At 49.4% G+C, this 23,169-nt stretch carries 18 protein-coding genes; 8 read left to right on the top strand and 10 right to left on the bottom strand.

Annotated features, from left to right (window positions below; genetic code table 11):
* Positions 1-14 precede the first annotated feature (14 nt).
* From ABWW03_RS10280 to ABWW03_RS10260, 5 genes are all read left to right on the top strand, one after another.
* A complete protein-coding gene (locus ABWW03_RS10280) occupies positions 15-1,610 on the top strand; it encodes an isocitrate lyase (RefSeq protein ID WP_353408105.1) in 1,596 nt (531 codons plus the stop codon).
* A gap of 190 nt (positions 1,611-1,800) precedes the next feature.
* Positions 1,801-2,364, top strand: a complete 564-nt coding sequence (locus ABWW03_RS10275; protein WP_353408104.1) for a hypothetical protein — start codon at positions 1,801-1,803, stop codon at positions 2,362-2,364.
* Between the two features lie 242 nt (positions 2,365-2,606).
* On the top strand, positions 2,607-3,650 hold the full coding sequence (locus ABWW03_RS10270; protein ID WP_353408102.1) for a GGDEF domain-containing protein: 1,044 nt from the start codon (positions 2,607-2,609) through the stop codon (positions 3,648-3,650).
* A 94-nt stretch (positions 3,651-3,744) separates the two neighbouring features.
* On the top strand, positions 3,745-4,683 hold the full coding sequence (locus ABWW03_RS10265) for a LysR family transcriptional regulator (RefSeq protein ID WP_353408101.1): 939 nt from the start codon (positions 3,745-3,747) through the stop codon (positions 4,681-4,683).
* A 24-nt stretch (positions 4,684-4,707) separates the two neighbouring features.
* Entirely contained in the window at positions 4,708-5,751 is a 1,044-nt protein-coding gene (locus ABWW03_RS10260; protein WP_353408098.1) for a lipid A deacylase LpxR family protein, read from the top strand.
* A gap of 58 nt (positions 5,752-5,809) precedes the next feature.
* Here ABWW03_RS10260 and ABWW03_RS10255 read toward each other — a convergent pair whose 3' ends face one another.
* From ABWW03_RS10255 to gdhA, 10 genes are all read right to left on the bottom strand, one after another.
* A complete protein-coding gene (locus ABWW03_RS10255; RefSeq protein ID WP_353408097.1) occupies positions 5,810-6,706 on the bottom strand; it encodes a hypothetical protein in 897 nt (298 codons plus the stop codon).
* 3 nt (positions 6,707-6,709) lie between these two features.
* The gene (locus ABWW03_RS10250) at positions 6,710-7,639 is read right to left on the bottom strand and encodes a hypothetical protein (protein ID WP_353408096.1); all 930 of its coding nucleotides are present in this window, start codon (positions 7,637-7,639) and stop codon (positions 6,710-6,712) included.
* A complete protein-coding gene (locus tag ABWW03_RS10245) occupies positions 7,636-8,202 on the bottom strand; it encodes a PulJ/GspJ family protein (RefSeq protein WP_353408095.1) in 567 nt (188 codons plus the stop codon). Before ABWW03_RS10245 ends, ABWW03_RS10250 begins: the two co-directional genes overlap by 4 nt.
* Positions 8,199-8,585: a type II secretion system minor pseudopilin GspI gene (gene gspI / locus ABWW03_RS10240; protein ID WP_353408094.1), complete on the bottom strand. Its 387-nt coding sequence runs from the start codon at positions 8,583-8,585 to the stop codon at positions 8,199-8,201. The genes ABWW03_RS10245 and gspI overlap by 4 nt, the downstream gene beginning before the upstream one ends.
* A 1-nt stretch (position 8,586) precedes the next feature.
* On the bottom strand, positions 8,587-9,111 hold the full coding sequence (locus tag ABWW03_RS10235; RefSeq protein ID WP_353408093.1) for a type II secretion system protein: 525 nt from the start codon (positions 9,109-9,111) through the stop codon (positions 8,587-8,589).
* Positions 9,112-9,159: 48 nt separating this feature from the next.
* Positions 9,160-10,362, bottom strand: a complete 1,203-nt coding sequence (locus tag ABWW03_RS10230; RefSeq protein WP_353408092.1) for a type II secretion system F family protein — start codon at positions 10,360-10,362, stop codon at positions 9,160-9,162.
* Between the two features lie 5 nt (positions 10,363-10,367).
* The gene (locus tag ABWW03_RS10225) at positions 10,368-11,834 is read right to left on the bottom strand and encodes a GspE/PulE family protein (protein ID WP_353408091.1); all 1,467 of its coding nucleotides are present in this window, start codon (positions 11,832-11,834) and stop codon (positions 10,368-10,370) included.
* Between the two features lie 17 nt (positions 11,835-11,851).
* The gene (gene gspD, locus ABWW03_RS10220; protein WP_353408090.1) at positions 11,852-13,714 is read right to left on the bottom strand and encodes a type II secretion system secretin GspD; all 1,863 of its coding nucleotides are present in this window, start codon (positions 13,712-13,714) and stop codon (positions 11,852-11,854) included.
* Positions 13,715-13,845: 131 nt separating this feature from the next.
* Positions 13,846-14,664: a hypothetical protein gene (locus ABWW03_RS10215; RefSeq protein ID WP_353408089.1), complete on the bottom strand. Its 819-nt coding sequence runs from the start codon at positions 14,662-14,664 to the stop codon at positions 13,846-13,848.
* Positions 14,665-14,951: 287 nt separating this feature from the next.
* Entirely contained in the window at positions 14,952-16,319 is a 1,368-nt protein-coding gene (gdhA, locus tag ABWW03_RS10210) for an NADP-specific glutamate dehydrogenase (protein ID WP_353408088.1), read from the bottom strand.
* A 424-nt stretch (positions 16,320-16,743) separates the two neighbouring features.
* Here gdhA and tagH point away from each other — a divergent pair, with 424 nt between their 5' ends.
* From tagH to ABWW03_RS10195, 3 genes are all read left to right on the top strand, one after another.
* Positions 16,744-17,796 carry a type VI secretion system-associated FHA domain protein TagH gene (gene tagH / locus ABWW03_RS10205; protein ID WP_353408087.1) on the top strand — a complete coding sequence of 351 codons (1,053 nt, stop codon included), beginning with the start codon at positions 16,744-16,746 and terminating at the stop codon, positions 17,794-17,796.
* 71 nt (positions 17,797-17,867) lie between these two features.
* The gene (locus ABWW03_RS10200; RefSeq protein ID WP_353408086.1) at positions 17,868-20,798 is read left to right on the top strand and encodes a protein kinase domain-containing protein; all 2,931 of its coding nucleotides are present in this window, start codon (positions 17,868-17,870) and stop codon (positions 20,796-20,798) included.
* On the top strand, positions 20,795-23,155 hold the full coding sequence (locus ABWW03_RS10195; RefSeq protein WP_353408084.1) for a ShlB/FhaC/HecB family hemolysin secretion/activation protein: 2,361 nt from the start codon (positions 20,795-20,797) through the stop codon (positions 23,153-23,155). Before ABWW03_RS10200 ends, ABWW03_RS10195 begins: the two co-directional genes overlap by 4 nt.
* Positions 23,156-23,169 lie beyond the last annotated feature (14 nt).

Below are 23,169 nucleotides of genomic sequence, written 5' to 3'. Positions count from 1 at the left end.
ATTGAGGAACGATCATGTCCGCTTACGAAAATGATATTCAGGCTGCCGCTGCGACCATCGACACAATGGGCGACACCTGGAGTGCTATCAACCCAGAATCTGTTGCTCGCATGCGTGCACAGAACAAATTTAAAACTGGCTTGGACATCGCTAAATATACCGCTGGTATCATGCGTCGTGACATGGCCGAATTTGATAAAGACAAAACCAAGTACACTCAATCTTTGGGTTGCTGGCACGGTTTTGTGGGTCAGCAGAAGCTGATTTCCATCAAGAAGCATTTCGGTACTACCGAGCGTCGCTACTTGTACCTGTCTGGTTGGATGGTTGCTGCTCTGCGTTCTGATTTCGGTCCTCTGCCTGATCAGTCCATGCACGAGAAAACGGCAGTTGCCAGCTTGGTAGAAGAGCTGTACACCTTCTTGCGTCAAGCTGATGCGCGTGAGCTGGGTGGCCTGTTCCGTGAATTGGATAAAGCCCGTGAAGCGGGTGATAGCGCCAAAGCTGCGGATATCCAGAATCAAATTGATAACCATGAAACCCACGTTGTGCCAATTATTGCGGACATCGATGCTGGTTTCGGTAACGCTGAAGCTACGTACTTGATGGCTAAGCAAATGATTGAAGCCGGTGCTTGCTGTCTGCAGATCGAAAACCAAGTTGCTGATGAAAAGCAGTGTGGTCACCAGGACGGTAAGGTAACTGTACCTCACGCGGACTTCCACGCGAAATTGCGTGCTTTGCGTTACGCCTTCATGGAGCTGGGTGTTGATGACGGCCTGATCGTTGCTCGTACCGACTCTGAAGGTGCTGGTCTGACCAAAGAAATCGCCGTGGTTAAAGAGCCAGGCGACCAGGGTGATGTCTACAATTCTTACCTGGACGTTGAAGAAATCGACGTATCTGAGATGGCGGAAGGTGACGTTGTAATCAATCGTGATGGCAAGCTGGTTCGCCCTAAGCGTTTGCCTTCTGGCTTGTACCAGTTCCGTCAGGGCACTGGCCATGAGCGCTGTGTATTTGATTGCGTTGAAGCGATTAACGCAGGTGCTGACCTGCTGTGGATCGAAACGGCTGTGCCTACTGTTCACGAGATCAAGGGCATGATGGATGAAGTTCGTAAAGTGCATCCTGATGCGAAACTCGTGTATAACAACTCACCTTCTTTCAACTGGACTCTGAACTTCCGTCAGCAGACTTACGATGCATGGGCGGCCGAAGGTAAAGACGTTTCTGCCTATGACCGTGGCAACCTGATGTCTGCTGAATACGACGATTCTGAGTTGTCTGCAGTAGCTGATGAGCGAGTGAAGACCTTCCAGGCGGATACTTCTCGCGAAGCGAACGTGTTCCACCACCTGATCACTCTGCCGACTTACCACACTACGGCATTGTCTGTTGATAATCTGGCGAAGGAATACTTCGGCGAGCAGGGCATGCTGGGTTACGTGGCTGGCGTACAGCGTAAAGAAATCCGTCAGGGTATTGCTTGCGTTAAGCACCAGAACATGGCGGGTTCTGATCTGGGCGACGATCACAAAGAGTACTACGCTGGTGAGAACGCATTGAAAGCCGGTGGTGCGAAAAACACCTCTAACCAGTTCGGTTAATCGAAGTTATCTGATATCACTTCATTGTAATGAGGTGATCCAGAATTCGATCAAAGGCGGCCCCTGAAGAGGTGCCGCCTTTTTTATACCCTCCATTCAGGCATCTTGATAAAGAAAGGGCCTTGTGCTGGGTGAAAGTAGGGTAGAATTCCCAACTGTCTAAACACTAAATGATTGAGTGACTGTGATCATGACTGATACTCCAGCCTATTTAAAAGATCCCCAAGAACGATTGACGGAAGCCGGTTTTGCCTGTGGCGATACCTGGTATCACGGTACGTCTTCAGCCTTGCTTGGTTCTATTCAGGCATACGGTTTGAATCGCTCAGGGGATAAAGCGATGAAGCAGGCCGCCAAGCAGACCATGGCGACCATCGGGAATAGTTATACAGAATCTATCGAGCCGGTATTTTTAACCCAGAGTAAAGAACTGGCGTATTACTGGGGAAGGCAAGCCGTAAGGGATCGCAGTGTGCGTGTTGAAGGCGATGAAAAAGCTGTCGTGCTTGCGATTACACTGCCGGAAGAGCTGAATGCTCAGGTCAAACCGGATGTAGGCGCGGCAAGTTTGCTTCTGATTCCGGAAGGTGAAGCTTATATGGCTTTTGTTGCAGGCCTGTATCAGGAACGTAATCTGTTGGCTCCTGAGATTGATCTGATGAAAGCTGATCGAATGGACTATCTGAACAAGCTAGGTATGGCCTATATAGATCGTGATGTCGATTTTGACTATGTTACCGTCCTCTCTGAGTAATCTCTTTTTGCTCTGAAGACAATTTGTAGTGAGCTGCCTACCGTTTGGCAGCTCATTCAAAGTATTTTCTTGATAATGGCGTATACTGAGCCCAGTGCAATTTGAACGCGATGCACTGACGATGGAATTAGCCTTGCAAGGAATGCTTTGGGTAAAGATGCCGTATTATAATACTTTCCTGTTCCCGTTTTTCAGGCGCATAGCCTCTTTGTTGTTCGATGCTGTCGGCTGGGAGCCTGTTCGTGGCCTTTTATGATGATTCCCCTCATCGTCGCTCGGTGATTCGAGCCCTGAGTTTGTTTACGGCTTGGGGCGGTGTGGTTTTTGTCATTGTTAATTCAGTGCGAGGCCTGTATCTCATTGCAGGCATCGAGTTCGTTGCCGCAATGGTTGCAGGGTTTAGCTATTACCAGCTGGAACATACCAGGAATCTGAAAGCCTGGTGCATTGGCTTTATTTTATGCTTTTACAGCATCATGATGTTCATTCTGTTTTTACCAAACACGAGTCCGACCGTTTTCGTTTGGATTTTTTCCATACCGCTGATTTCCTATTTAACGTTGGGCAGTTATCTGGGGTTGCGATTTACAGCGGCTTATCTCGCTCTGACCATTGTGGTGTTTCTCCTGCGCTTTGAGCTGGAAGTTGTGTTGATGACCATGAGCAGCACATTGAATGTGGCATTATGTTGCGGCTTGATTTGGGTTTTCTCTCATATTTATGAAATCAATCGTGAGCGCTCTCAGGCGCAATTGATGAAGATGGCCGCCGAGGATTCGCTTACGGCAATGTACAACCGCCTGCGATTGGCTGAGATCTTTGAGCGCGAAGTTCGTGTCGCTCAGCGTAACGAACTTGAGCTCAGCCTGTTGTTAATCGATATCGATCATTTCAAGCAAGTGAACGACTGTCATGGCCATGATGTGGGCGACCGCATATTGGTGGGCGTGGCGGATTTGATTCGACAGCACAGCCGTCAGACTGACTATGGCTTTCGGGTTGGCGGGGAAGAATTCTGTCTTATCTTGTCCGGGGCTGGTTTATCGGCAGCGAGCAAAGTTGCTGAGTCGCTCCGAGGAGCGATTGAGGCGAAACAGTTTCAAGCAGGCAATGAGCAATTATCGGTAACGGTCAGTATTGGTGTTGCGGAATTCGCTGTGGATGCGGGTGATTTGGATGACTTGTATCGCTGCGCCGACCAACGCTTGTATCAAGCCAAAACCGAAGGCCGTAATCAAGTGATTGGCGAGCGGTTTGAGGCGGATTTGGCCGGCTGTTCAGCGTGAGTTGAGTTTGTCTGTGGTATCTATATACCTAATGTAGATGGACTTTGTCATATCTTTGGTGAATAATGGCGGCCGCTGAAATAAAGTGTCGCTTATGAATATCTCTCGAATTGATCTCAATCTTCTCGTCTATTTGGATGTGCTTCTCCGGGAGCGCAATGTCACCAAAGCTGCCAGTCAGTTAGGCATCAGTCAGCCCGCCATGAGCAACGGTTTGAAGCGCTTGCGCGAGTTGTTCAGTGATCCCTTGCTGGTTCGCACCAGTGAAGGAATGACGCCTACAGAGCGGGCAACCGAACTGGAGCCTCAGGTGAGGGCGGTATTGGCGGACATTGAAAAGGCGGTGCAACCCCGTGAAGACTTTGATGCCAAGGGCAGTGAGCGTGTTTTTCGCATTATGGCGAGTGATTACGCGGAATCGACCTTGTTTCCAAAGCTGCTGAAGCGGCTGCGTAATGATGCGCCCGGCGTGACTCTGGACATTATGACGCCCAGTGATGTGAGCTTTCTGGATGTGGAGCAGGGCAAAGTGGATATGGTGATCAACCGTTTTGATTCCATGCCGCAGTCCTTTCACCAGTTGACGGTATGGCGAGACAGTTTTTCCTGCTTGATGAGTAAGAAAAACCCGGCAAGACACGATTTCGATTTGGATAAATATTTGCAGTCCAAACACGTCTGGGTCAGTAAAACGGGCATGGGCGTTGGGGTGGGAGTAAATCCAAGCGATGTGCAACGACTGGGTTGGGTGGACGAGGCTCTGGCCAAAGCGGGACACAAACGCGAAATCACGGTGTTTACCCGTCACTATCAGGCTGCGATGTTGCTGGCCGAGCAAAAAGATCTGGTGGTTACGATACCAAGCAGAGCTGCGCGTCTACAGAGTAAGAACAGCCGAGTGGTCATCAAAGAGCCGCCGTTTGAAATTCCACCCTTGGAACTGAAGATGGCCTGGAGTCCGCTGCTGCAAAATAACCCGGCGCATCAGTGGTTGCGTCGTTTGATTGCTGAAGTGGCGAAGACCGTCGATTGAGCAGGCACAACACTAAGGAACGCAATGAAAAAGGTATTGGGGGCGCTGACGCTGGCGACCGTGATTTTAGGTTCTGCTTCACTGCAGGCAGAAGACCGATGGACTGCAAATCTCTATTTTGAAAACGATTTGTTTACGGGTACTGATCTCAACTATACCAACGGCGTTCGCCTTTCTTTTATTTCCCCTGACGTTGATAGCTTTCTTACCAAGAGAGAAGATGCTTACCCCTGGGTGAACAAGCTAAATACTCTGCTTAAGGCCATTCATCCCAGCCCTCCCAAGAAAGGGCGTCAGGATGTCCAGCGCAATATGATTCTCAGCACTGGGCAGTTGATGTTCACACCGACTGATCGTGAACGTGAAACGGTAGATCCTAACGATCGCCCTTATGCTGGTTGGCTGTATGGGGGCATTGGTTATCAAGCGCGTGTCGACGATCGTTTGCATTCAGTAGAGCTAAATATTGGCGTTGTAGGTCCTTGGGCAAAAGCCAAAGAGGCTCAAGATTTCATTCACGCCGAACGTAATATTGCTTTGTTTCAGGGTTGGGACAATCAACTTGAAAATGAGTTGGGTGTGCAATTGGTATTTGAGCGCAAACGTCGTTTTCAGATTACTGAAGAAGCGCTTTGGGATGTGATTGATATGGACTTTATCAATCATTGGGGCGGCAGCATAGGGAATGTGGGATCGTATTTTAATGCTGGCGGAGAATTCCGAATCGGTTATCGACTGCCGAATGATTTCGGTGTATCAACATTGCGCCCTGGTGGGGACAATAGTGCCCCGGGGTTGGGGAATCCTTTGGATCGTGATTGGCATGTTTACGGTTTTCTGGCCACAGATGTTCGTTTGGTCGCGAATAATATTTTTCTCGACGGCAATACTTTCAGGGACAGTCATTCTGTTGATAAAGAATACATAGTGGGCGATGCGGCGCTGGGCGTAGCGGTGATTTACGAGCGTTGGAAGCTATCGTATTCTCACGTGTTCCGCAGTAAGGAATTCAAACAGCAAGAGGAAGGTCAGTCTTACGGCTCGGTTTCCCTGAGTTACAGTTTTTAATCCGGTTCAGAGCTGTCTTGAAATACCCAGATTTTAGGGAGTTTTAAAGAATCTGAACTTAGCTGAGCAGCTGACTTCCCCAGTAGAGCGCACAGGCAGCAATCAGCGAGTAGGCGCCCATGAGTACGGGTTTGACTGGACGCGGAAGGCGATAAGCATTTGATGTGGCTGGGTGTGCAATACTGAGTAAATTGCTGTGAGTGTTGCACCTGACCCGACGATGTTGTTGATAACACAGTAGCTGTTCTAAATCTGCTGCTGCACAAGGTTCGCAGAGATCCAGTTCAACGCTGCGCGCGCTTAAGGCGTTTTTTTCTTTTTCACTGAAACCGTCGGTGAATTCCTCAATACAGCCATAGAGTTTCAACTTGCTCAATTGCGGGCTGTCGCTGAATGACTTCCACCAGGTTGTTGCCCAGCTTTTATGCACGCTATAAGCATGTCGGGAAAATTCATTATGGTGTTGTTGGGGGAGTCTCAGAAGTAGACGTTGACCAAGGCAAAGTGCTTCGGCCGTTTCTGTGCTCGAGGGCATCAATTGATAGTCGAAACGAATATCAACCAGAGCAAGGCCCTGCAGGCTGAGGTAAATATTGTTGAACAGATCTTTATTGATCGCCTCGACCAAGTGAGTGCCTTCTTCGCTGTGAAAGCTCCAATGAAGACTGTCGGGGCTTTGGCTGCAGTGCTCTTGCAGCGCATAAAGGCTGGCAGAGCGAGCGTGACGCTCTGGGCAGTCGAGCTCGGCGGCCAATGAAATACTGTGCTCTGCCGCAATAATGACTCGGCAGGGCAGATTCGAAAACTCCTTGGGAAGCAAGGCCTGCAGCGGCTGACTCTGGTCTTTATTGATGCTGGACTGTGCCATATTCAAGCAGCCACTGGAAACAATATTGTCGTTTTCCATGACCAGCCATTCAACGGAAGACTTGATGTAAATGTATAAATTGCCCATGCCTCAGGTCCTATAGCTGTAGCGCTTTTTCAGGTTTGAGCCTTGCTGCTGCAAAAAATACCACTGTTCCAGACGGCTGTGACTGCGGTGAATTTGCATATTCAACCAATAGTACTCGGATTTTGTCCGCAATTGTAATTTAAGCTCCGCGGGAAAGGCCATAGCTTTCAGGCTGTCGAACTGCCAAAAACTGTGGTTACTGTCAAAACCCTTGGTATTGGCAAGGTTAATCAGATCCTCGATGTCGCTGTCCTGTAACTGGTTAAGCAGCAGGGCTTTGAGCAGTGGTTGATGTTGTGCGTTGAAGCCATTAATGTTCCAGCGAGAATACGGGCTGGGCAAGTAACATATGAATGGGGCCAATGCCTCCCAATCATTGCTGCTCCATTGGGTGTTCAGACGTTGCTTAAGTATCTGTTTGCTTTGAATAGGATTGATGTCGTTGACCGAGTTGGGCAGATGCTCATTGGCTTTCAGTATATCTTCAAGGCTTGTTAACGGGCTTGGGGCATTCAGGTTTTCCAGTAACAATAACAGTTGTTTAAGCCCGGTGTTGCTCTGGAGTTGATTTATGCTCAGACCTGCCAAGCTGCTGAGGTTGAAGCAGGCGGGTTGTTGCATAAGTTGGATGTTGAGTTGGCTCTCTTCAATGGGCAGGGTGAGGGGTTGTTGCCATTCTTGTCTGGGAGAGCTCGTCTGACTGCTTTGAATGTGTTCTGAATATTGTTCCAGCGCAAACCTTTCAAGCGCAAACTGTTCACTTAAGATGGCTTGTTGTTGTTTTTGCATACTCAGGCGGAGTTGCAGTTGATAGGTTTTTTCTCCGGCGTTTACAGCAAGTAGGCTGACAATGGCGAGCAGAAATAAAACCAGAATTAAGGCAACGCCCGATTGTTTATGTCGCTCTTTGCCGGGGTGAATGCAAGAGTTCATGGCAGCATCACCGTTTGCTCATAGGCGGGCATTGCGTTTGTCTTCCAGTGGATGCGCAGAGCTCGCACGCGATGATCGGGATTGTGTCGAGATGTAACGGAACTGATGTCGGTGGGGATGTCGAGTACGCTCTGCCATTGTTGCCTGAAAATGGAGAAGTGTAAAGATTCCAGCTGATGCTTCAGTTCGACCGTTTGCCAATTTCCCTGTGCGGTCGACTGATCGCGATAGAGTCGACCATTGTCAAAGCGATAACGGATAAAGCGTAGCGTGTCGGGCTTGTCGGTAAAGGCGTTGTATTTCAGCTCAAGCTCAAAGCATTCAGGAAAGCCCTGGCAGTGTGGGCTGGGCCAAACTAACGCCTCGCTATTGAGAATGTCTCGGCTGATCAGTTGCTCCAAGGTAAGCTGGGCTTGAAGCGTGGATGATTGCAGATCAATTTTATCTTTGAGGAGTGAAGCACGTTGCAAAGCTTGGGTTGCGGCAACGGCAATCAGCCCTAATATAGCGAGACTGATCAAGGTTTCGATGAGTGTCAGCCCATGTTGGCGAGAGGCCATCATTGCTGATCACCCGTGGACGTAAATTGTCGGTAGGCGTGTTGTGTTGCGAGTGTTTTTCCCTCGGCATTCACTTCGATTCGCAAGCGTTTCCAGTGATCGACGGGGGTAGCTTCTGGGGTTAACATCAGATCCCACTGCCTTTCGGCAAATTGAATCGAGTGTCGGGTGCTGTCATTAGGCCAAGGACGAGTACCCAGTTGCAAGTCAGTGATGATGTTGTTGCTCACGTGTGCTGCGAGATGTTGTTGGGCAATTTTGTGTTGTCGATGAAGCTGGAATTGTAAGCTGGAAAGGGCCAAGACCACGGTGCTGGCAAAAATGGCCAGGGCGACCAAAACTTCAATCATGGAAAGGCCATTCTGGCGAAAGGGGATAGGCTTCATCTTATTCGTTCGCCCCCAATGCTTCGATATGTCCGTGGGCATAAACCTTCAGGCCGTCACCCGTTTGAGCGGTAAATCCTTCCTCATCATTTTTGGCATCAGTCAGTAAGACACTGTCGTCGGCCAAACCGTCACTGAAAGTAATATTGAAATCGCTGGAAGCAATCTTGCTCTGAGATTCAGAACCTGGGCAGGGGATGCAGCGACTTTCCTGAGCCTCGTAAAGACAAACAGTGGACGTCAATTGGAGTCTCTGTTCAGTATCTTGCCACTGTTCATGATTGTGCCCCTGTCCAGGAATTACTCTGATGCCTGATCTGGAGGAACGTTGTTGTTGAATGCCGCTTTGGGTACACGATAAGCGGATACGGGTTTGTCGATAAAAGGATTGATCGCGACTGCTTTGCAGCAGTTTTTCCAGCTGCAACCATTGTTGTTGCGAAGTGTTGGGCGAGTAGCGGTAAATAACGAGACTGCTGGCCATAGCGAGGATGGTCAGCACGAGCATCATTTCCAGCAAACTCATGCCCAGGGGCCGTTTGAGTCTGTTACGGACGATGGCACAATTCATGCGTTAGGCAACCAAGCTGTTGATTTGCATCAGTGGCAGTAATATCGCCAGCACAATAATAAATACAAAGCCTCCGACCACGGTGATCAGTAAAGGCTCAAGTACGGCGAGTGAAAGATCGATGCCCTGATTTAATTCAGACCTTTCCTCCCGGGCTGCTTTATCCAGCATATCGGCAAGGCGGCCATTGTGCTCACCATTGCTGATTAATAAAAGACTGTTGGGGCTGAATAACTGACTTTGCTGCAACAGTTCGCTTAGGCGTTTGCCAGCTTGAAGCTGTTCTTCGGCTTGGGCTAACAGGGTGCGAAGTTTTTTTCCACGAATGACTTCTGCGGAAGACTTCGCTGCTTCGGCCAGGGGAATGCCAGCTTTATACAGAACGCTAAGGGTCGCGAGATAGCGACTGGCGTCTCTGAGTTGCATCAATTTTCTCAAGGCCGGAATGTGTTCAGCTATGGCCAGGCGCCAACGGGAATGAGGATAGAAAAAATGTTTTACCAAGGCAATGGCAAGCATAAGCAGCAAAACGTAGAAGCCGTATTCTCGAATCCATTCACTGAGTGTGATCATGATGTTCGTAAGAAGCGGTAGGTCTTCTTGCCCCTGCAATTGCTGTATCAATTTGGGCAAAACGGTACTGAGCAGCAGGGTGATGATAAACAAAGCGACAGCGCATAAAATGGTGGGGTATAGGCTGGCCATTCGTATTTTATGATTTTGGGATTGCTGTTCTTCGAGATGTTGAGCGAGTGATTCAAGAACTTCGCTCAGTTTTCCCGATTTCTCGCCGGCCTTGATTTGGGCAAGATACAGATCATCAAATCCACCACCGCAGAGTGACAATGCGTGACTTAGGCTGTGTCCTTCGTCCAGCCCTTGTGAAATGGATTGACAGCATGCTTTTAAATTTTCTACGGTGCTGTGTTTGATGATCGCCTGAATCGCTTGTTTAACTGGAATGTCGGCATCACAAAAGCTCTGCATCTGTCGGGTAAAGAGAAGGGTTTCTTTGGGTCTAAGCTGTTGACTCCTCGCCTGAAATAAATTTGGGGAAAAGGGTTTTCTCCGACCCGATTCGATACTGATGATCGTCAGCCCTTGATCTTTTAACAGGTCTTGGGCTCGACTTTCGTCGTCTGCAGAGATTTCCCCCTGCTGGATCTTCCCCTGAGTATTGATAGCTCGATAAGAAAAGGTGCTCATGGCGACTATTCGCCGTCTTTAAGATTGTGCACACGAAGTATTTCCTCATAGGAAGTGTCTCCGGCTAACAATCGATCAATGCAGTGACTGTGCAAACTGCTGTTTTGAACCGAGCTGAATGGATTATCTTGCGCAGCGTCATCACCGCTATTGTGTTGAAGCTTGTGAAGCCTGGCCTGGTTATTTTTGTCCAAAATAATCAATTCAAACACCGCTACTCGACCGCTATAACCGGTTTCATCACAGGCTTTGCAGTGGGATGCTTCATAAATTCTTTGACCCGCAAGGGTGCGGTGGCCCAGTTGCTGAGCTTGTTCCGGGCTGATGCTGCTCTCTACACGGCATTCACTGCACAGCCTGCGCAGTAATCTCTGGGCTAGAATGGCTTTGATGGCGCTGGCCAACAAAAATGATTCCTGTTCCAAATCCAGTAAACGATTCACGGCTTCGTGAGCATTATTTGTGTGCAGGGTGCTCATGACGAGATGACCAGTGAGACTGGCCTGTACGGCAATGCTGGCGGTTTCCGGATCGCGAATTTCGCCGACCATTAACACGTCTGGATCCTGTCTGAGAATGGCACGCAAGGCTTTGGCAAAGCCCATATCAATTGCCGGATTGACCGGAACCTGTCCGATGCCGGCTAGCTCATATTCGATGGGGTCTTCAACCGTGAGAATGTTTTTTTCACTGCTGTGAATATCCTGCAAAGCTGCGTATAAAGTGCTGGTTTTTCCAGCGCCTGTTGGGCCGGTGACCAGGATCAAGCCATTGCTTTGACGAATCGACGATTTGAACGCTTTTAGCAGCTGCTCTGGCATTCCCAGTTGGGCAATGCTCAATTGTTGTTGGCTCTTATCTAAAATGCGCAATACCAAACGTTCGCCATGATTGGCAGGAATGGTTGAAATACGCAGGTCGATAGGCTTGCCTGCGAGATTGACGGTCATGCGACCGTCTTGTGGAAGGCGTTGCTCGGCAATGTCCAGTTTGGCCAGGACTTTAATACGCGAGCACAAGCGCGGCGCCAGCTCACCGCTCAGTGTTTGAATTTCCTGCAGGACGCCGTCGATGCGAAAACGAATAGACAATTGGCCGCGAAATGGCTCGACATGAATGTCAGAGGCTTTGCGGCGAATGGCCTGGCTGAGCATGCGATTGAAGAGTTTAATAATGGGAGCTTCATCGCCGTCTGCGAGCAGTTCGATATCGTCGTCTTGCCACAGCGGTTCACCATCAAACAGGGTTTCATCAAAGCCTTCGCTTTGCGCCTGATAAAAATTCTGTAGCTTTTGCTGAAAATCCTGATCGGATACACGTTGCAGTTCAAGTCCGTGAGGAAATCGTCGTTGAATTTCGAGTAGGGCATCCAATGAGACATTGTCGCGCATGATGACCCGGCTATTGCTCGAATCACTGTGGCTGATAAAAACCCCTTCACGATTGGCGTACTCAAAACTCAATTTATCCATTATCGACTCGCTACCCATCACTCTGTTGGGCTTTGATCAAACACGGGCAACACGGGAATAATTTCATTGTCCAGCAGGGGAATGCCTGTTTCCTGCTTAAGCAGCTGTTCCGCGCGAATGTAGCGGTACTTGCGTTGGCTGATGTTGTTGAGCAGTTGCTGATCTCGGATAATGGTTGGGCGCAGGAAGACCATCAAATTGCGTTTGGTTTTCTCACTGTTGTCGCTGCGAAAAACTCGGCCGAGCAGGGGGATATCGCCCAGAATCGGAACCTTGGAATTCACCAGCTGAACGCGCTCATCCATCAAACCACCCAGCACAATGGTTTCCCCGTCTTCTGCTAGCACGGTGGTGTTCAGTGTACGTTTGTTGGTAATAAGATCAGAAGCCTGCAAGCCGGTGAGGGAAGAAACTTCCTGTTTGATCTTTAACTGAATCGCATTGCCTTCATTGATTTGAGGTTTCACTTCCAGTTTGATACCGACTTCTTTGCGGTTGATGGTTTGAAAGGGGTTGCTGTTGTTGCTGCCGGTGGTGGAGCCGGTAATGAACGGTACTTCCTGGCCGACCAGAATCGCAGCATCTTCGTTATCGGTGACCAGTAAACTGGGCGTGGACAGAATGTTGGAGTCCTTATTTTCCGCCAGGGCATTGATCAATACAGCAAAACTGAGACCATTTGTGCGCAAACGACCGCCTGCCAAATTGAGACCGTTTGCCTGTGACAAGGCATTATTCAGAGCTGTGTCGTTATTGGTTGCCAATGCACCGGCGAGGGCGGCGGCGTTCAAGCTGCCGACGGTGCTGGTTAGACCTCCGCCAATTTGCCCGTCTTTTCCAAGCAGCCATTGCACTCCCAGTTCCTTAGCGAGGGTATCTGACAACTCAACGATGATGGCTTCTATCAGAACTTGAGCGCGGCGGATGTCGAGTTGTTCGATCAGTGCTTTGGCATCCGCAACGGCCTGTTGGGTGCCAGTTAAAATCAACGCGTTAATCTCTTCGTCAATCTCAACGTTCAGGGCTTTATCGTTGGAGGCTTCTTGTTTGCCAGCAATGCCTTGTTTGGGTTGTTCAATTCCAAGCAAAATCTTTTGCAGATTTTTCGCGTTAGCGTACTGCAAGTAAACCACTTGGTGACGTTGTTGCTGTGCGTTGCCTTTATCCAGTTCCTGAAGAATCTTCCTCAAACGAAGCCGTTCTCGACTCGGGCCACGCAACAACACGCTGTTGCTGTTCTGGTCATAGGCAATGGCAACATTGTTACTGGTTTTTTGATCGCCATTGGCTTTGAGCAATGCGCTGAGCAATTGCGCCATACTTGCCGCAGAGCTGTTTTTCAATGGGATGGCTTCGAGGTCTTGCTGGCCTTGGCTGTCGACATTTCGGGCAATCTTGAGCAGGCGTTGAATATTGGCTGAGCGGTCGGTGATGATCAGGGTGTTGCTAGGTTCATAGGCATTGATGACACCAATACGACCGTCTACCAATGGACGTAGTGTATTCAGAAGGCTTTTTGCTGCGACATTTTCAAGATGAATTACTCGTGTGATGATGGCATCGCTGGCCTCGGTGTCTTCACCGGTCGATACCAATCCGCCTTCGAGTTTTGCCTGGGGTGCCAGAACCACTTTTAATATATTGTCGCCTTGCAAAACAGCCATATAGCCATGTGCCTGGAGTTGGCTGAGAAAAATTTCATACACCTCATTGGCGCTCAGAGACTTGCGACTGTTGATGTTCACTTTGCCTTTGACCCTGGGGTCGATAACGATGGTTCGTCCGGTAATTTTTCCGACTGAAGTAATGAACTCTCGCATCTCAACATCGTTCATGGTGAATTCAAAACGCTCGCTGTCCGGGTCTTTAGCAAAGGACATGTGACCGCCGATCAATAATGTCAGGCCTAGCAACAAGCCGAGTGATGATCTGAGGTGTGACTGGCCATTTTTTATCATTGTTATTTCCAATTTCGGTGTTTCTCTGCTGCGTTGAAAATGTATTAACGCACTTAAAAAACCAGTGTCAGTTGACGGTCGGAACCGTCTCGCTTGAGTTGTAATTCCATCTTTCCCCGCCTCAACAAGTCAGGGACCGAGCTCAGTCCCAAATTGGCAATGGGAATGTTGTTAACGTGTGTGAGTTGATCACCGTGTTGCAATCCCGCTTGTTTAAAAAGTGCTGTTGATTTACTGGGCACCAAGCTCAAGCTTTTAAGTTCACCGTTTTCATAGTTGGCCTGGGCCTGGATATGGTCTGAGATGGAATTAGGTTCCCGTAAAATAATATGGCGCAACTGGGGCAGTTTTATAACCTGATCGTTTACTTGGTCGGCAATTTCTCGGCCATTCAACCCCAATTGTTTTTCACCCCAGGGGCCTTCCAGCGTGATGCTGTCCGCATGAATCCCCTTGATGGCGATATGACGCTGTTCGGGCAGAGTATCGTTTTGTGCCAATACCAGTTGCTCGTCGTGCCAGCGAATAATCGCAAACGATTGCTTGCCATTGCTGCGAATCAAGCCGACCAGTTCGACATCTTCTAAATCCTGCCAGGCTTGTGCCTGTTTATCTAAAATGGTTTCGGCTTTTTGATCGCTGGCGGCAGCCTTTGTGGGGGCTGTTTCAGTTGAGGGGTGGCTGAGTGTGGCTTTGGCCGCGAGAACGGCTTCTTTGGGCGGAGAGGCTTCCTGTTGCTGCCAATGTAAAACACTCAGACCTAAGCTAACCACGGCAAGGCAAACGCTCATCCACTCGATCATTGCGCGCCGGTTGGTCCCCAAGGGGAGCTTGGCGTAGAGTCGATAAAATAATGAGCGAATTGCTGCCATGCCGTTTCTTGCTTTTATGCTAATTCGAGGCTTAGGAATGTGAACTTGATTGTAAACTGTCTTTGTCAATCAAGGGTTTACCAGTGTAATAGCTGCTAGCGTATCATAATATTACCTGAGATTACCGCTCGTAAGCATGGCTATTTTTGGCGAGGGCTTGCTGGCCAACAGAAACGAAAACTCGGTAACCGAAAAACGGATTGAAGAAATCTGGGAAGGGGTGTCGGGCCGCGCTGTTTCCAGCCACGGCCCGGAAATCACCTGAGTGATTAAGTTTTGTTCAGGGTTTAAATGACGCCATAGGCGATCATCGCATTAGCAACTTTGTTGAAGCCGGCAATATTGGCTCCCCGCACGTAATCGATGTAATCGTCTTCGCTATTTCGACCAAATTCAGAACAGTTGTCGTGAATCGTTTGCATAATATTGCGCAATTGGCGATTCAGATTGGTTTCATCCCAGGAGATGCGCGCCGAGTTCTGGCTCATCTCAAGGCCGGAAACCGCAACACCGCCCGCATTGGCCGCTTTACTTGGAGCGTACATGATGCGTGCCTTCTGGAAAACGGTAACTCCATCGGCAGTGGTTGGCATATTGGCGCCTTCAGATACGGCGATACAGCCGTTCTTAACGAGAACCAATGCATCCTCTTCGTGCAATTCATTTTGAGTGGCACAAGGGAAGGCCAGATCACAGGGAACCTGCCATGGGCGCTGGCCTTCATGGAAGCTGGCGTTCGGGTATTCCTGAACATATTCAGAGATGCGACCGCGTTTCACATTTTTCAGGTTCAGAACGTATTCCAACTTATCTTCATCAATGCCATCAGGATCGTGAATAAAGCCAGAGGAGTCCGACATAGTAACGACCTTAGCTCCAAGCTCGATCAGCTTTTTGGTCGCGTAGCTGGCAACATTGCCTGAACCGGAAACGACGGCGGTTTTTCCTTCGATGCTCAGATTGCGTACTTTCAACATGTCTTCCAACATGTAGACAGCGCCAAAGCCGGTGGCTTCAGTTCGAACCAAGCTGCCGCCGTATTCAAGGCCTTTACCCGTAAGAATGCCGGTGAATTCATTGGTCAGGCGTTTGTGCTGCCCGAACATATAGCCGATTTCACGCGCACCCACACCAATGTCACCAGCGGGAACGTCGGTGTCGGCCCCGATGTGGCGGAATAGTTGGGTCATGAAGGCCTGACAGAAACGCATGACCTCGCGGTCTGACTTACCCTTCGGGTTAAAATCGGAACCGCCCTTACCGCCACCCATGGGCAGGCCGGTCAGGCTGTTTTTGAACGTTTGCTCAAAAGCCAGGAACTTCAGGGTGGACAGAGTAACGTCATGATGGAAGCGCAACCCGCCTTTGTAGGGGCCAATGGCATTGTTACATTGCACGCGATAACCGCGATTGACTCGCACATTGCCTTCATCATCTTCCCAGCACACGCGGAAGGCGACGATACGGTCGGGTTCTGTCATACGCTCCAGAATTCGAGCTTCTCGGTAGATCGGTTTGTCTTGGATGTAGGGAATAATGGTTTCGGCGACTTCATGCACCGCCTGATGGAAATCGGATTCGCCTGGATTGCGGCGCACCAGGCCTTGCATAAAATCATCAATCTCACTTTGAACGGCACTAGAGTGTTGCGTCATAGGTGGCTCCTTAGGGTAGCTCGTTTTTACTCTTTATTTTGCCTAGCTGGAGCGATGCATTGACCATAGCATTGCATATCATCCAGGATAGTTTGTAGTCAAAGCTCTGTTGACATTGCCAGAGTTGGCGAGGCAAGAAAAGATTGGTGTAGTTTTAAGCGACAGCTTTGTCTACTCTGACGTGCAAATGTCTCATAATGCTAATGAGACGCAGTAGTTTGGCGCCTAAATCCCTCAATTTTCCCTGTCACAGTGCCTTATGCTATGTTTACGGCGCCAATGTGCCATACTTAAGAGGGTGTAATAGTAAGAATTTACTTTAAGTTGCATCCCTAAGGATATAATTGTTAAGGTTGACAACAATTAGGTTCAGGAATTGGGTCGTAAACTCAGACGACCTATGTCATTCACGATGAGGCCAGCTATGGAGTTGACGCTAACCGTTCAAAAAGCCCCCCATGGGGCGGAGCATATGCTAGGCAAGTCCTTTCGCTTTTGGGCGTCCGGCTGTCGCTTTGGTCGCGGTGCCAGTAACGATATTGTGCTCGTCGATCCCCAGCGCTACGTCTCATCGAATCACGCCGTCATTACCTATGAGAACGGACAGTTCACTGTTATCGATCAATCCGCAAATGGTCTGTTTATTGATGGTTCTCCTACTTCCTTGGGAGTAGGGCGTCGCCACGTGATCAATAATGGAGAAATGCTGGGAGCTGGCGAATACCTCCTCAAAGTCACCTTGAGCGCTCAGCCAAGTAATTCTCAAGTTCAATCGAACGTTGTTAGTATCGCTAATGAAAGTTCCCCAGCCCCTGTCATGGCTGGTGCTGTGGCTCAGTCTTCGGGGCACCCCCCTCAGGTAAGGGATTGTAATTCCAGCGGCGACCCAGTCCAATTAGCATTGCAGCTGGGTCTTGAAGGAATGAGCGATGAGCAGCTCACGGGCATTTCCGATGAGATTTGTGATGTGGTTAAACGCTGTGTAGAAGGCGTTATGGTGATATTGGCCAATCGTAGGAATATGAAAAGCCAGCTCCATATGGAAATGACACAAATTCAACCCGCTAATAACAACGCTTTAAAGTTTTCTGTATCGGCTGATGAAGCCTTGGAAACCATGTTTGCAAAATCCGGGGAAGGTTATATGGCCCCGGCGAACAGTATTAAAGAAGCTTTTCAGGATATCGCTGATCATCAGGTTGCAATGATGGCTGCAATGATGCAGGCTTCGCAACAAATGATGATGCGCTTTCATCCAGATCAATTGGAAAGTGAATTCGCCCAAATGGGGAGTTCCAAAGGCTTATTTTCTGGCAAACAAAAGCCTTGGGATCTGTATAAAGAATATTATAAACAGATGGTTGGCGCGCAGCGCAGTTCTGTTAATGACCAGTTTATTGAAGATTTTGCCGCTGCTTACGAACAGCAGTTACAACTCATCAATATGGATCGCAAGCAGGGCAATACTGTGAATTAGTGCTCGTATCAGGCTAGCCGCCATCAGATTGGTCGCACATGGTGTGCACCGGGGTTAGTCGAGATACTACTGTGAGCAAAAAGAAGCAACCTCTAACAGGTGGAAGCGTTCCGCCTGGCAGTGGCAACACTCCGCCGGATGCGGGTAATGCCGAGTTCGACGATAAAACCGTTATTCAAACGGTGGCGAACCCCTCCGCGCAAAATTCTCAAGACACCTCTTCCGACAAGGCTCAAATGCCTTCGGTGCCTGCACCTGAGATTCCGCCGGCTCAGGAATCGGGCGATAAGACTGTACTCCTGGGCAGTGCAGAAATCGATGATCCTAAGGCGTCCGATAAAACACAATTTATTCATCCTGCGGAAACCGGTGACGATCGTACTGTGATGCTGGGCGGTTCCGTCAATGCTACTGAGTTGCTGCACGATAGCGCCACTCAATTGCAAGGTGAAAATGTCACCGTAGCAGGCGCCTTGTCGCCGGAACAATTACAAACCGGTCAATTGGACGAAGATGGACGTACGGTAATTAAAGACCGTTTCGTACTCGAGTCTCTATTGGGCGCCGGTGGTATGGGTGCGGTATACAAAGCGAAAGATTTACGTAAAGTTGAAGCGAAAGACCGCGATCCATGGGTGGCGGTAAAAGTTCTCAACGAAAATTTTAAGAATCACCCCTCCGCATTTATTTCGCTGCAGCGTGAAGCGCGTAAATCACAGACGCTAGCGCACCCTAATATCGTTCAGGTTTTTGATTTCGACCGCGATGGTGACATGGTCTATATGACCATGGAGTTGCTTTCGGGGGCGTCGCTGGAAGAGGTCATCAAAACAAACCCTGAAGGTTTGCCGCTTGAACAGATTTTGCCTTTGACTCGCCAAATGGGCGAGGCCCTGGCTCACGCGCATCGTCACCGGATTACCCACGCGGATTTTAAACCAGGCAATGTCTTCCTTTGCGACAGTGATGTCGCCAAGGTAATCGATTTTGGTATCGCACGAGCGGTATCCAGTGTCGAATCTGATCAGCGCGATGACAAAACCATTTTTGACCCCAACAGTCTGGGGGCTTTGACCCCGGCGTACGCCAGCTTGGAAATGCTGTTAGGTGAAGAACCGCTGCCGAGCTGTGATGTCTACGCGCTGGGTTGTATTGTTTATGAGCTGCTGTGCGGGAAGCACCCGTTTGGTAAGAAGCCTGCGGATCAGGTCGCTATCGAACGAATGAAGCCCAAACGCTTGCCGCAGTTGAATCGCCGCCAGTGGAAAGCCCTGCGTCGCAGTCTAGCGCTCAAGCGTGCAAATCGTTTTACAACAGTAGATGAGTTCCTGAACGAATTTGTCCCGATTGTTAACCCCTGGCGTCGCCCGGTTGCACTTGCTGCTGTGGCGGCTTCCTTGCTGCTGGCCTTTGCCGGGTATCGTGCTTATCAGTCCCAAGAAAAAGAAAAACAACTGGAAATTGAGAAACAGGCGTTGGCTGCTCGTCAGGCCGAACAACAGCGTGAGATGGCGACCCAGCGTCAAGTACAGGAGTTCAGTGGCAAACTGTCGAGCGACTTTGGCGAGTTAAGCAAAGAGGCGGGCGACCTTCAGGAATTGTTGGATCAGCGTAATCTAAGTTTTGACACGGGCGCACTGTGGCAACGTCAAACTGCGGTGATCATGGATGAGTTACTGAGTGTTTATGAAGGTGATGCGTGGAAAGGTGAAGCCTCGAAACACCCTCTGGCCGCTCGCGAAGATTTCCAAAAGATGCTGGACGAGCAGCAATTGAAACGTCAGCAGGCAAAGCAAACATTAGCCAACTGGGCGCGCAATTATAATTTCACCCTGAGTGACGCCTACCTGGCGGGTGCTATTGATGCAGCTGAGCAAAATCGCTTTTCTGAAGCTCAGCGCTTATCCCAGCGAGCGCGGGAGTTAAATCCAAATTCTGTTCAGTTGTCGCAAGTTGATGGACAAATTGAACGAAAAATCAGCGCCTATCAGGCCGAACAAGCGCGGCTGGCCAAAGCCCGTGAAGATGCGCGTTTGGCCGCAGAACGTCAACGACTGCGTGATGCTTTTGAAGTGGAAGTGGCGGGATTACGAGAGACTGTCAAACAGTGTCAATCCGGTTTGCTGCGTGAGGGGCGCGGTGGCGTGTTCAAGTTGAATCTGGAACGCTTATCTTCGGACTTTGCTCGAGTGGCCAATCGTTATCCGATTTTCCAAAGTGAAATCCAGCAGCTGCAACGAGATTCGATGGCCGACGTTTCGAGCTGTATTCAAGTATACGGTTACGGCAAAACTCAGGATGCGAAAGACAAAGCGGTGCTGGCAGCTCAGCTTTTTCCAGCGTCGGCAAGTTTGTTCGAGTCAATGGAGATTTATCCTTGGAACAGTTGCAAGTCATCCTTCGCTGGGCGAGGGCAGCGCTACAGTTGTCGGGATCGCTTTCTGGAGAACGATGAGTATCGTGGCCCAGAATTGCTGGTTATACCGAATGCACCGGGTGAGCAGGCTTATGCCATCAGTAAGTACGAAATCAGTGAGTCCGAGTTCAATGATTTTTGTACCCAAAGCCAGCAATGCTCACCGAGTGATAACTCAGGCAATATTCCAGTAACCGGTCGTTCTGTTGATCTGTTTAAACGCTACACCCAATGGTTAAGTGAAGAAACGGGTTTCGATTATCAGCTGCCGAGTTACCGTCAATGGTATAAGGCGGCGGCCGCCAACCAATCCCCCCTGGATTCAGGGCGCAACTGTACGCTCAATTCGCGAGGTATTCGCAAGGGTGACAGTCTTTTACCTGTGGATATGGGAGCGGGCAACCGCTGGGGCATGGTCAACCATGTTGGCAATGCCCAGGAAGTTGTGCTCCATCCCGATGGCCTTAAGGCCGCTGGAGCATCACATGCTGTTGCTATGGAGTCCTGCACTCTGGATTCTTTAAACCCGATTGCCACTGGCGGCGATTCTCGCTCCGGGTTTAGGGTTGTGAAGTTGTTGCCATGAAGTCGTTGAAAAAAATGCGTATGGGTATGTTCCACTATCCACTGTGGTGCGTGTTCGCGGTGGCGTGTGTTTTATTGCCGATAAATTCTGTTGTCGCGAGCACCATGAATGTCGAGGTGTTTGACGAGCAGTATGAGCTGGTCCTGCCGGACTATTTGAACGACGAAGAAGCTCGAAAGGCACTCTATGATAAGGCCGATGCTCAAGGTAACAATCTGCTTGTGCAATTTGATGAAGCTTGGTGGCAAATCCAGGCTGAGCGGTTGCAAAGCACACTGGATACACAGGAGCAGCACTTTCTTTCCGGCCCGCGATACAATCCTGAAGCTTTGGCGCCATTGGCTCGCTATTTGCGCTTGTTAATGCCTGAATTGGATATTGGTGCGCCGGTCAGTATTGAAGACGTTACTCTTAGCGAAATTCAGTATGGCGCGCTTTTTAATCTGCTGTACGAATTGCGTGAAAATCAGAATGCCAGCAATCCTGAAGATTATTTGCAATCCATTGGTTTTCAACCTCGCGAGCTGATTAAGAGAAATTTGTCGCGTTTAGCGGGCCGAAACTTTACCTGCTTGTACCAGATTGACGAAGAATTGAATATCAATCTGAGGCCTAATTGGGTCAATTGCCTGGACGAGGCACAACCTCAGTTGCTTTGGGTGAATGAGGTCGGCATCAACTACGATGATGCGTCGGTGAAGTTCAGTGTGGCGCAAGACAGTATTGACCGGTTTGTGAGCCAACAAAGCGAACGCAAAACCCAATATCAACCCGAGGGGATGGCGGGTTTTGATTCTTTTGATCTGGCACTGGTGGCGATCGAATTGAATCGCGCATTTGTGTCCTCTGGTGCGGGCCAGCGATACACTGGGGAAGACAATAAAATCATTACCGCCGCCCTGGAGCAATTGCGCCAGCAGCATGCGATGAGCTTTTCGGATCTGCGCGATATTTCGGAAAGTCTACAGGATTTTATTCGTGCCCAGGGTTACCTGCTGGCAAAGGTGTATATTCCGCAGCAGGATTTCAGGGCTGCCGACGGCATTGTGGAGCTGGCGGTTGCCAGTGGCATTTTATCTGAAGTTTATTTCCGTAACATCGAGGAAACTGATTACCAGGAAGATGTGTTGATACCGGCCTTTCAACATTATCTGATGCAACCGGTAAGCAGTGATTTATCTTCAGCGTACTTTCGAATCAATGACATACCGGGCCTGAGTGTGCAAGCCGGCTTTTTTGAGCCGGGTCAGGAAAATGGTCAGACTCGATTGAATCTCGGTTTGGAGGAGGACCGCTGGCAACTGCAAGTGCGATCGGATAACTATGGTTCGGAAGCCACCGGTGAATATCGAGTTCTCGCGAGCCTGGATTGGTATAATCTGAGCGGGCAGGGTGATTCAATTAACATCGGTCTGCTCCAAGCTTCTTCGCCCAGCAATACCAGCTATGGTTTTGCCAAGTATCGCTACCCGTTTTGGGGGTTGAAAGCGGATGTTTCTCTGTCCTACGAACAAACCCAATATGAGGCTATTGGTGGGCAGGGGGCAAACACCGCCTTATCCCAAGGTGATTTGAGTACAGCGAGCCTTGCACTGGACTATCGTTGGTTACGATCCAAAGATTTGAATCTCAGCGTATCACTAGCCGCCATCAAAAAAACATCAGATACCACCGTCACCCTGCAGCTAGGGGATAAGTCGGTGGTTGATGGTTTGGAAACCGAGGTTGAAGGGGCGCAGTTTGATATTCGTTTCGATTATCTGATGTCCTCATTGCGAGCGCTGACAGATTGGCGCCTGAGCTATTTTTCAGGCCAGCAGACTGATATCAATCAGGGCGTTACTGAGAAAGATTACGACAAGATCAGCTTAAACAGTGACACGCTGTTTTTGTTGCCGGTGAATGTGTTTGGTCAGCCCTTGCGCTTGAATGCCAAGCTTCAGGCGATTCATTCTTCAGAATTACTGCCGACCTTCGAGCGCCAACCATTGGGTGGCCCCTATGCTGTCAAAGCGTTTAAAACCGCCGATTTTACCGGCGATAAAACCGTATATGGCAATTTGCAGTTGCTGAGCAATATCAGTTCGTTGTTTGGTAGTCTGAGTGAAGATCACGATTTATCGATCGCACTGTTTGCCGAGGCTTCCTATGGTGAGCTTAATGCACTGGGGAATCAAACCGACAGCTGGGCGCGTTTTCAGGCTTACGGAGCGGCCTTGTTTTACAGCTGGAAAGAAGATCTGAGAATTGAGCTGAGCGTAAGCTTTTCTGGCAGCAAAGACAGCAGTCCGGATTTTGCCGACATTATTTCCGAACCCGAAGAATCCATTTTTATCAGCATGAGTTATCGCTATTAGGGCGTTGGATTAGA

The organism is Pseudoteredinibacter isoporae (assembly GCF_040372805.1).
GTDB lineage: Bacteria > Pseudomonadota > Gammaproteobacteria > Pseudomonadales > Cellvibrionaceae > Pseudoteredinibacter > Pseudoteredinibacter isoporae_A.
This window is presented reverse-complemented; position numbering and strand designations above follow the sequence as displayed.

What these genes read in the sequence shown, in the direction of transcription:
- ABWW03_RS10260 (WP_353408098.1), top strand. Translation starts at nt 4,708, where the DNA reads ATGAAAAAGGTATTGGGGGCGCTGACGCTGGCGACCGTGATTTTAGGT.
- ABWW03_RS10230 (WP_353408092.1), bottom strand. Translation starts at nt 10,362, where the DNA reads ATGAGCACCTTTTCTTATCGAGCTATCAATACTCAGGGGAAGATCCAG.
- ABWW03_RS10275 (WP_353408104.1), top strand. Translation starts at nt 1,801, where the DNA reads ATGACTGATACTCCAGCCTATTTAAAAGATCCCCAAGAACGATTGACG.
- ABWW03_RS10235 (WP_353408093.1), bottom strand. Translation starts at nt 9,111, where the DNA reads ATGAGTTTGCTGGAAATGATGCTCGTGCTGACCATCCTCGCTATGGCC.
- ABWW03_RS10280 (WP_353408105.1), top strand. Translation starts at nt 15, where the DNA reads ATGTCCGCTTACGAAAATGATATTCAGGCTGCCGCTGCGACCATCGAC.
- ABWW03_RS10195 (WP_353408084.1), top strand. Translation starts at nt 20,795, where the DNA reads ATGAAGTCGTTGAAAAAAATGCGTATGGGTATGTTCCACTATCCACTG.
- gdhA (WP_353408088.1), bottom strand. Translation starts at nt 16,319, where the DNA reads ATGACGCAACACTCTAGTGCCGTTCAAAGTGAGATTGATGATTTTATG.
- gspD (WP_353408090.1), bottom strand. Translation starts at nt 13,714, where the DNA reads ATGTCCTTTGCTAAAGACCCGGACAGCGAGCGTTTTGAATTCACCATG.
- ABWW03_RS10265 (WP_353408101.1), top strand. Translation starts at nt 3,745, where the DNA reads ATGAATATCTCTCGAATTGATCTCAATCTTCTCGTCTATTTGGATGTG.
- ABWW03_RS10245 (WP_353408095.1), bottom strand. Translation starts at nt 8,202, where the DNA reads ATGATGGCCTCTCGCCAACATGGGCTGACACTCATCGAAACCTTGATC.
- ABWW03_RS10225 (WP_353408091.1), bottom strand. Translation starts at nt 11,834, where the DNA reads ATGGATAAATTGAGTTTTGAGTACGCCAATCGTGAAGGGGTTTTTATC.
- ABWW03_RS10255 (WP_353408097.1), bottom strand. Translation starts at nt 6,706, where the DNA reads ATGGGCAATTTATACATTTACATCAAGTCTTCCGTTGAATGGCTGGTC.
- tagH (WP_353408087.1), top strand. Translation starts at nt 16,744, where the DNA reads ATGGAGTTGACGCTAACCGTTCAAAAAGCCCCCCATGGGGCGGAGCAT.
- gspI (WP_353408094.1), bottom strand. Translation starts at nt 8,585, where the DNA reads ATGAAGCCTATCCCCTTTCGCCAGAATGGCCTTTCCATGATTGAAGTT.
- ABWW03_RS10250 (WP_353408096.1), bottom strand. Translation starts at nt 7,639, where the DNA reads ATGAACTCTTGCATTCACCCCGGCAAAGAGCGACATAAACAATCGGGC.
- ABWW03_RS10215 (WP_353408089.1), bottom strand. Translation starts at nt 14,664, where the DNA reads ATGGCAGCAATTCGCTCATTATTTTATCGACTCTACGCCAAGCTCCCC.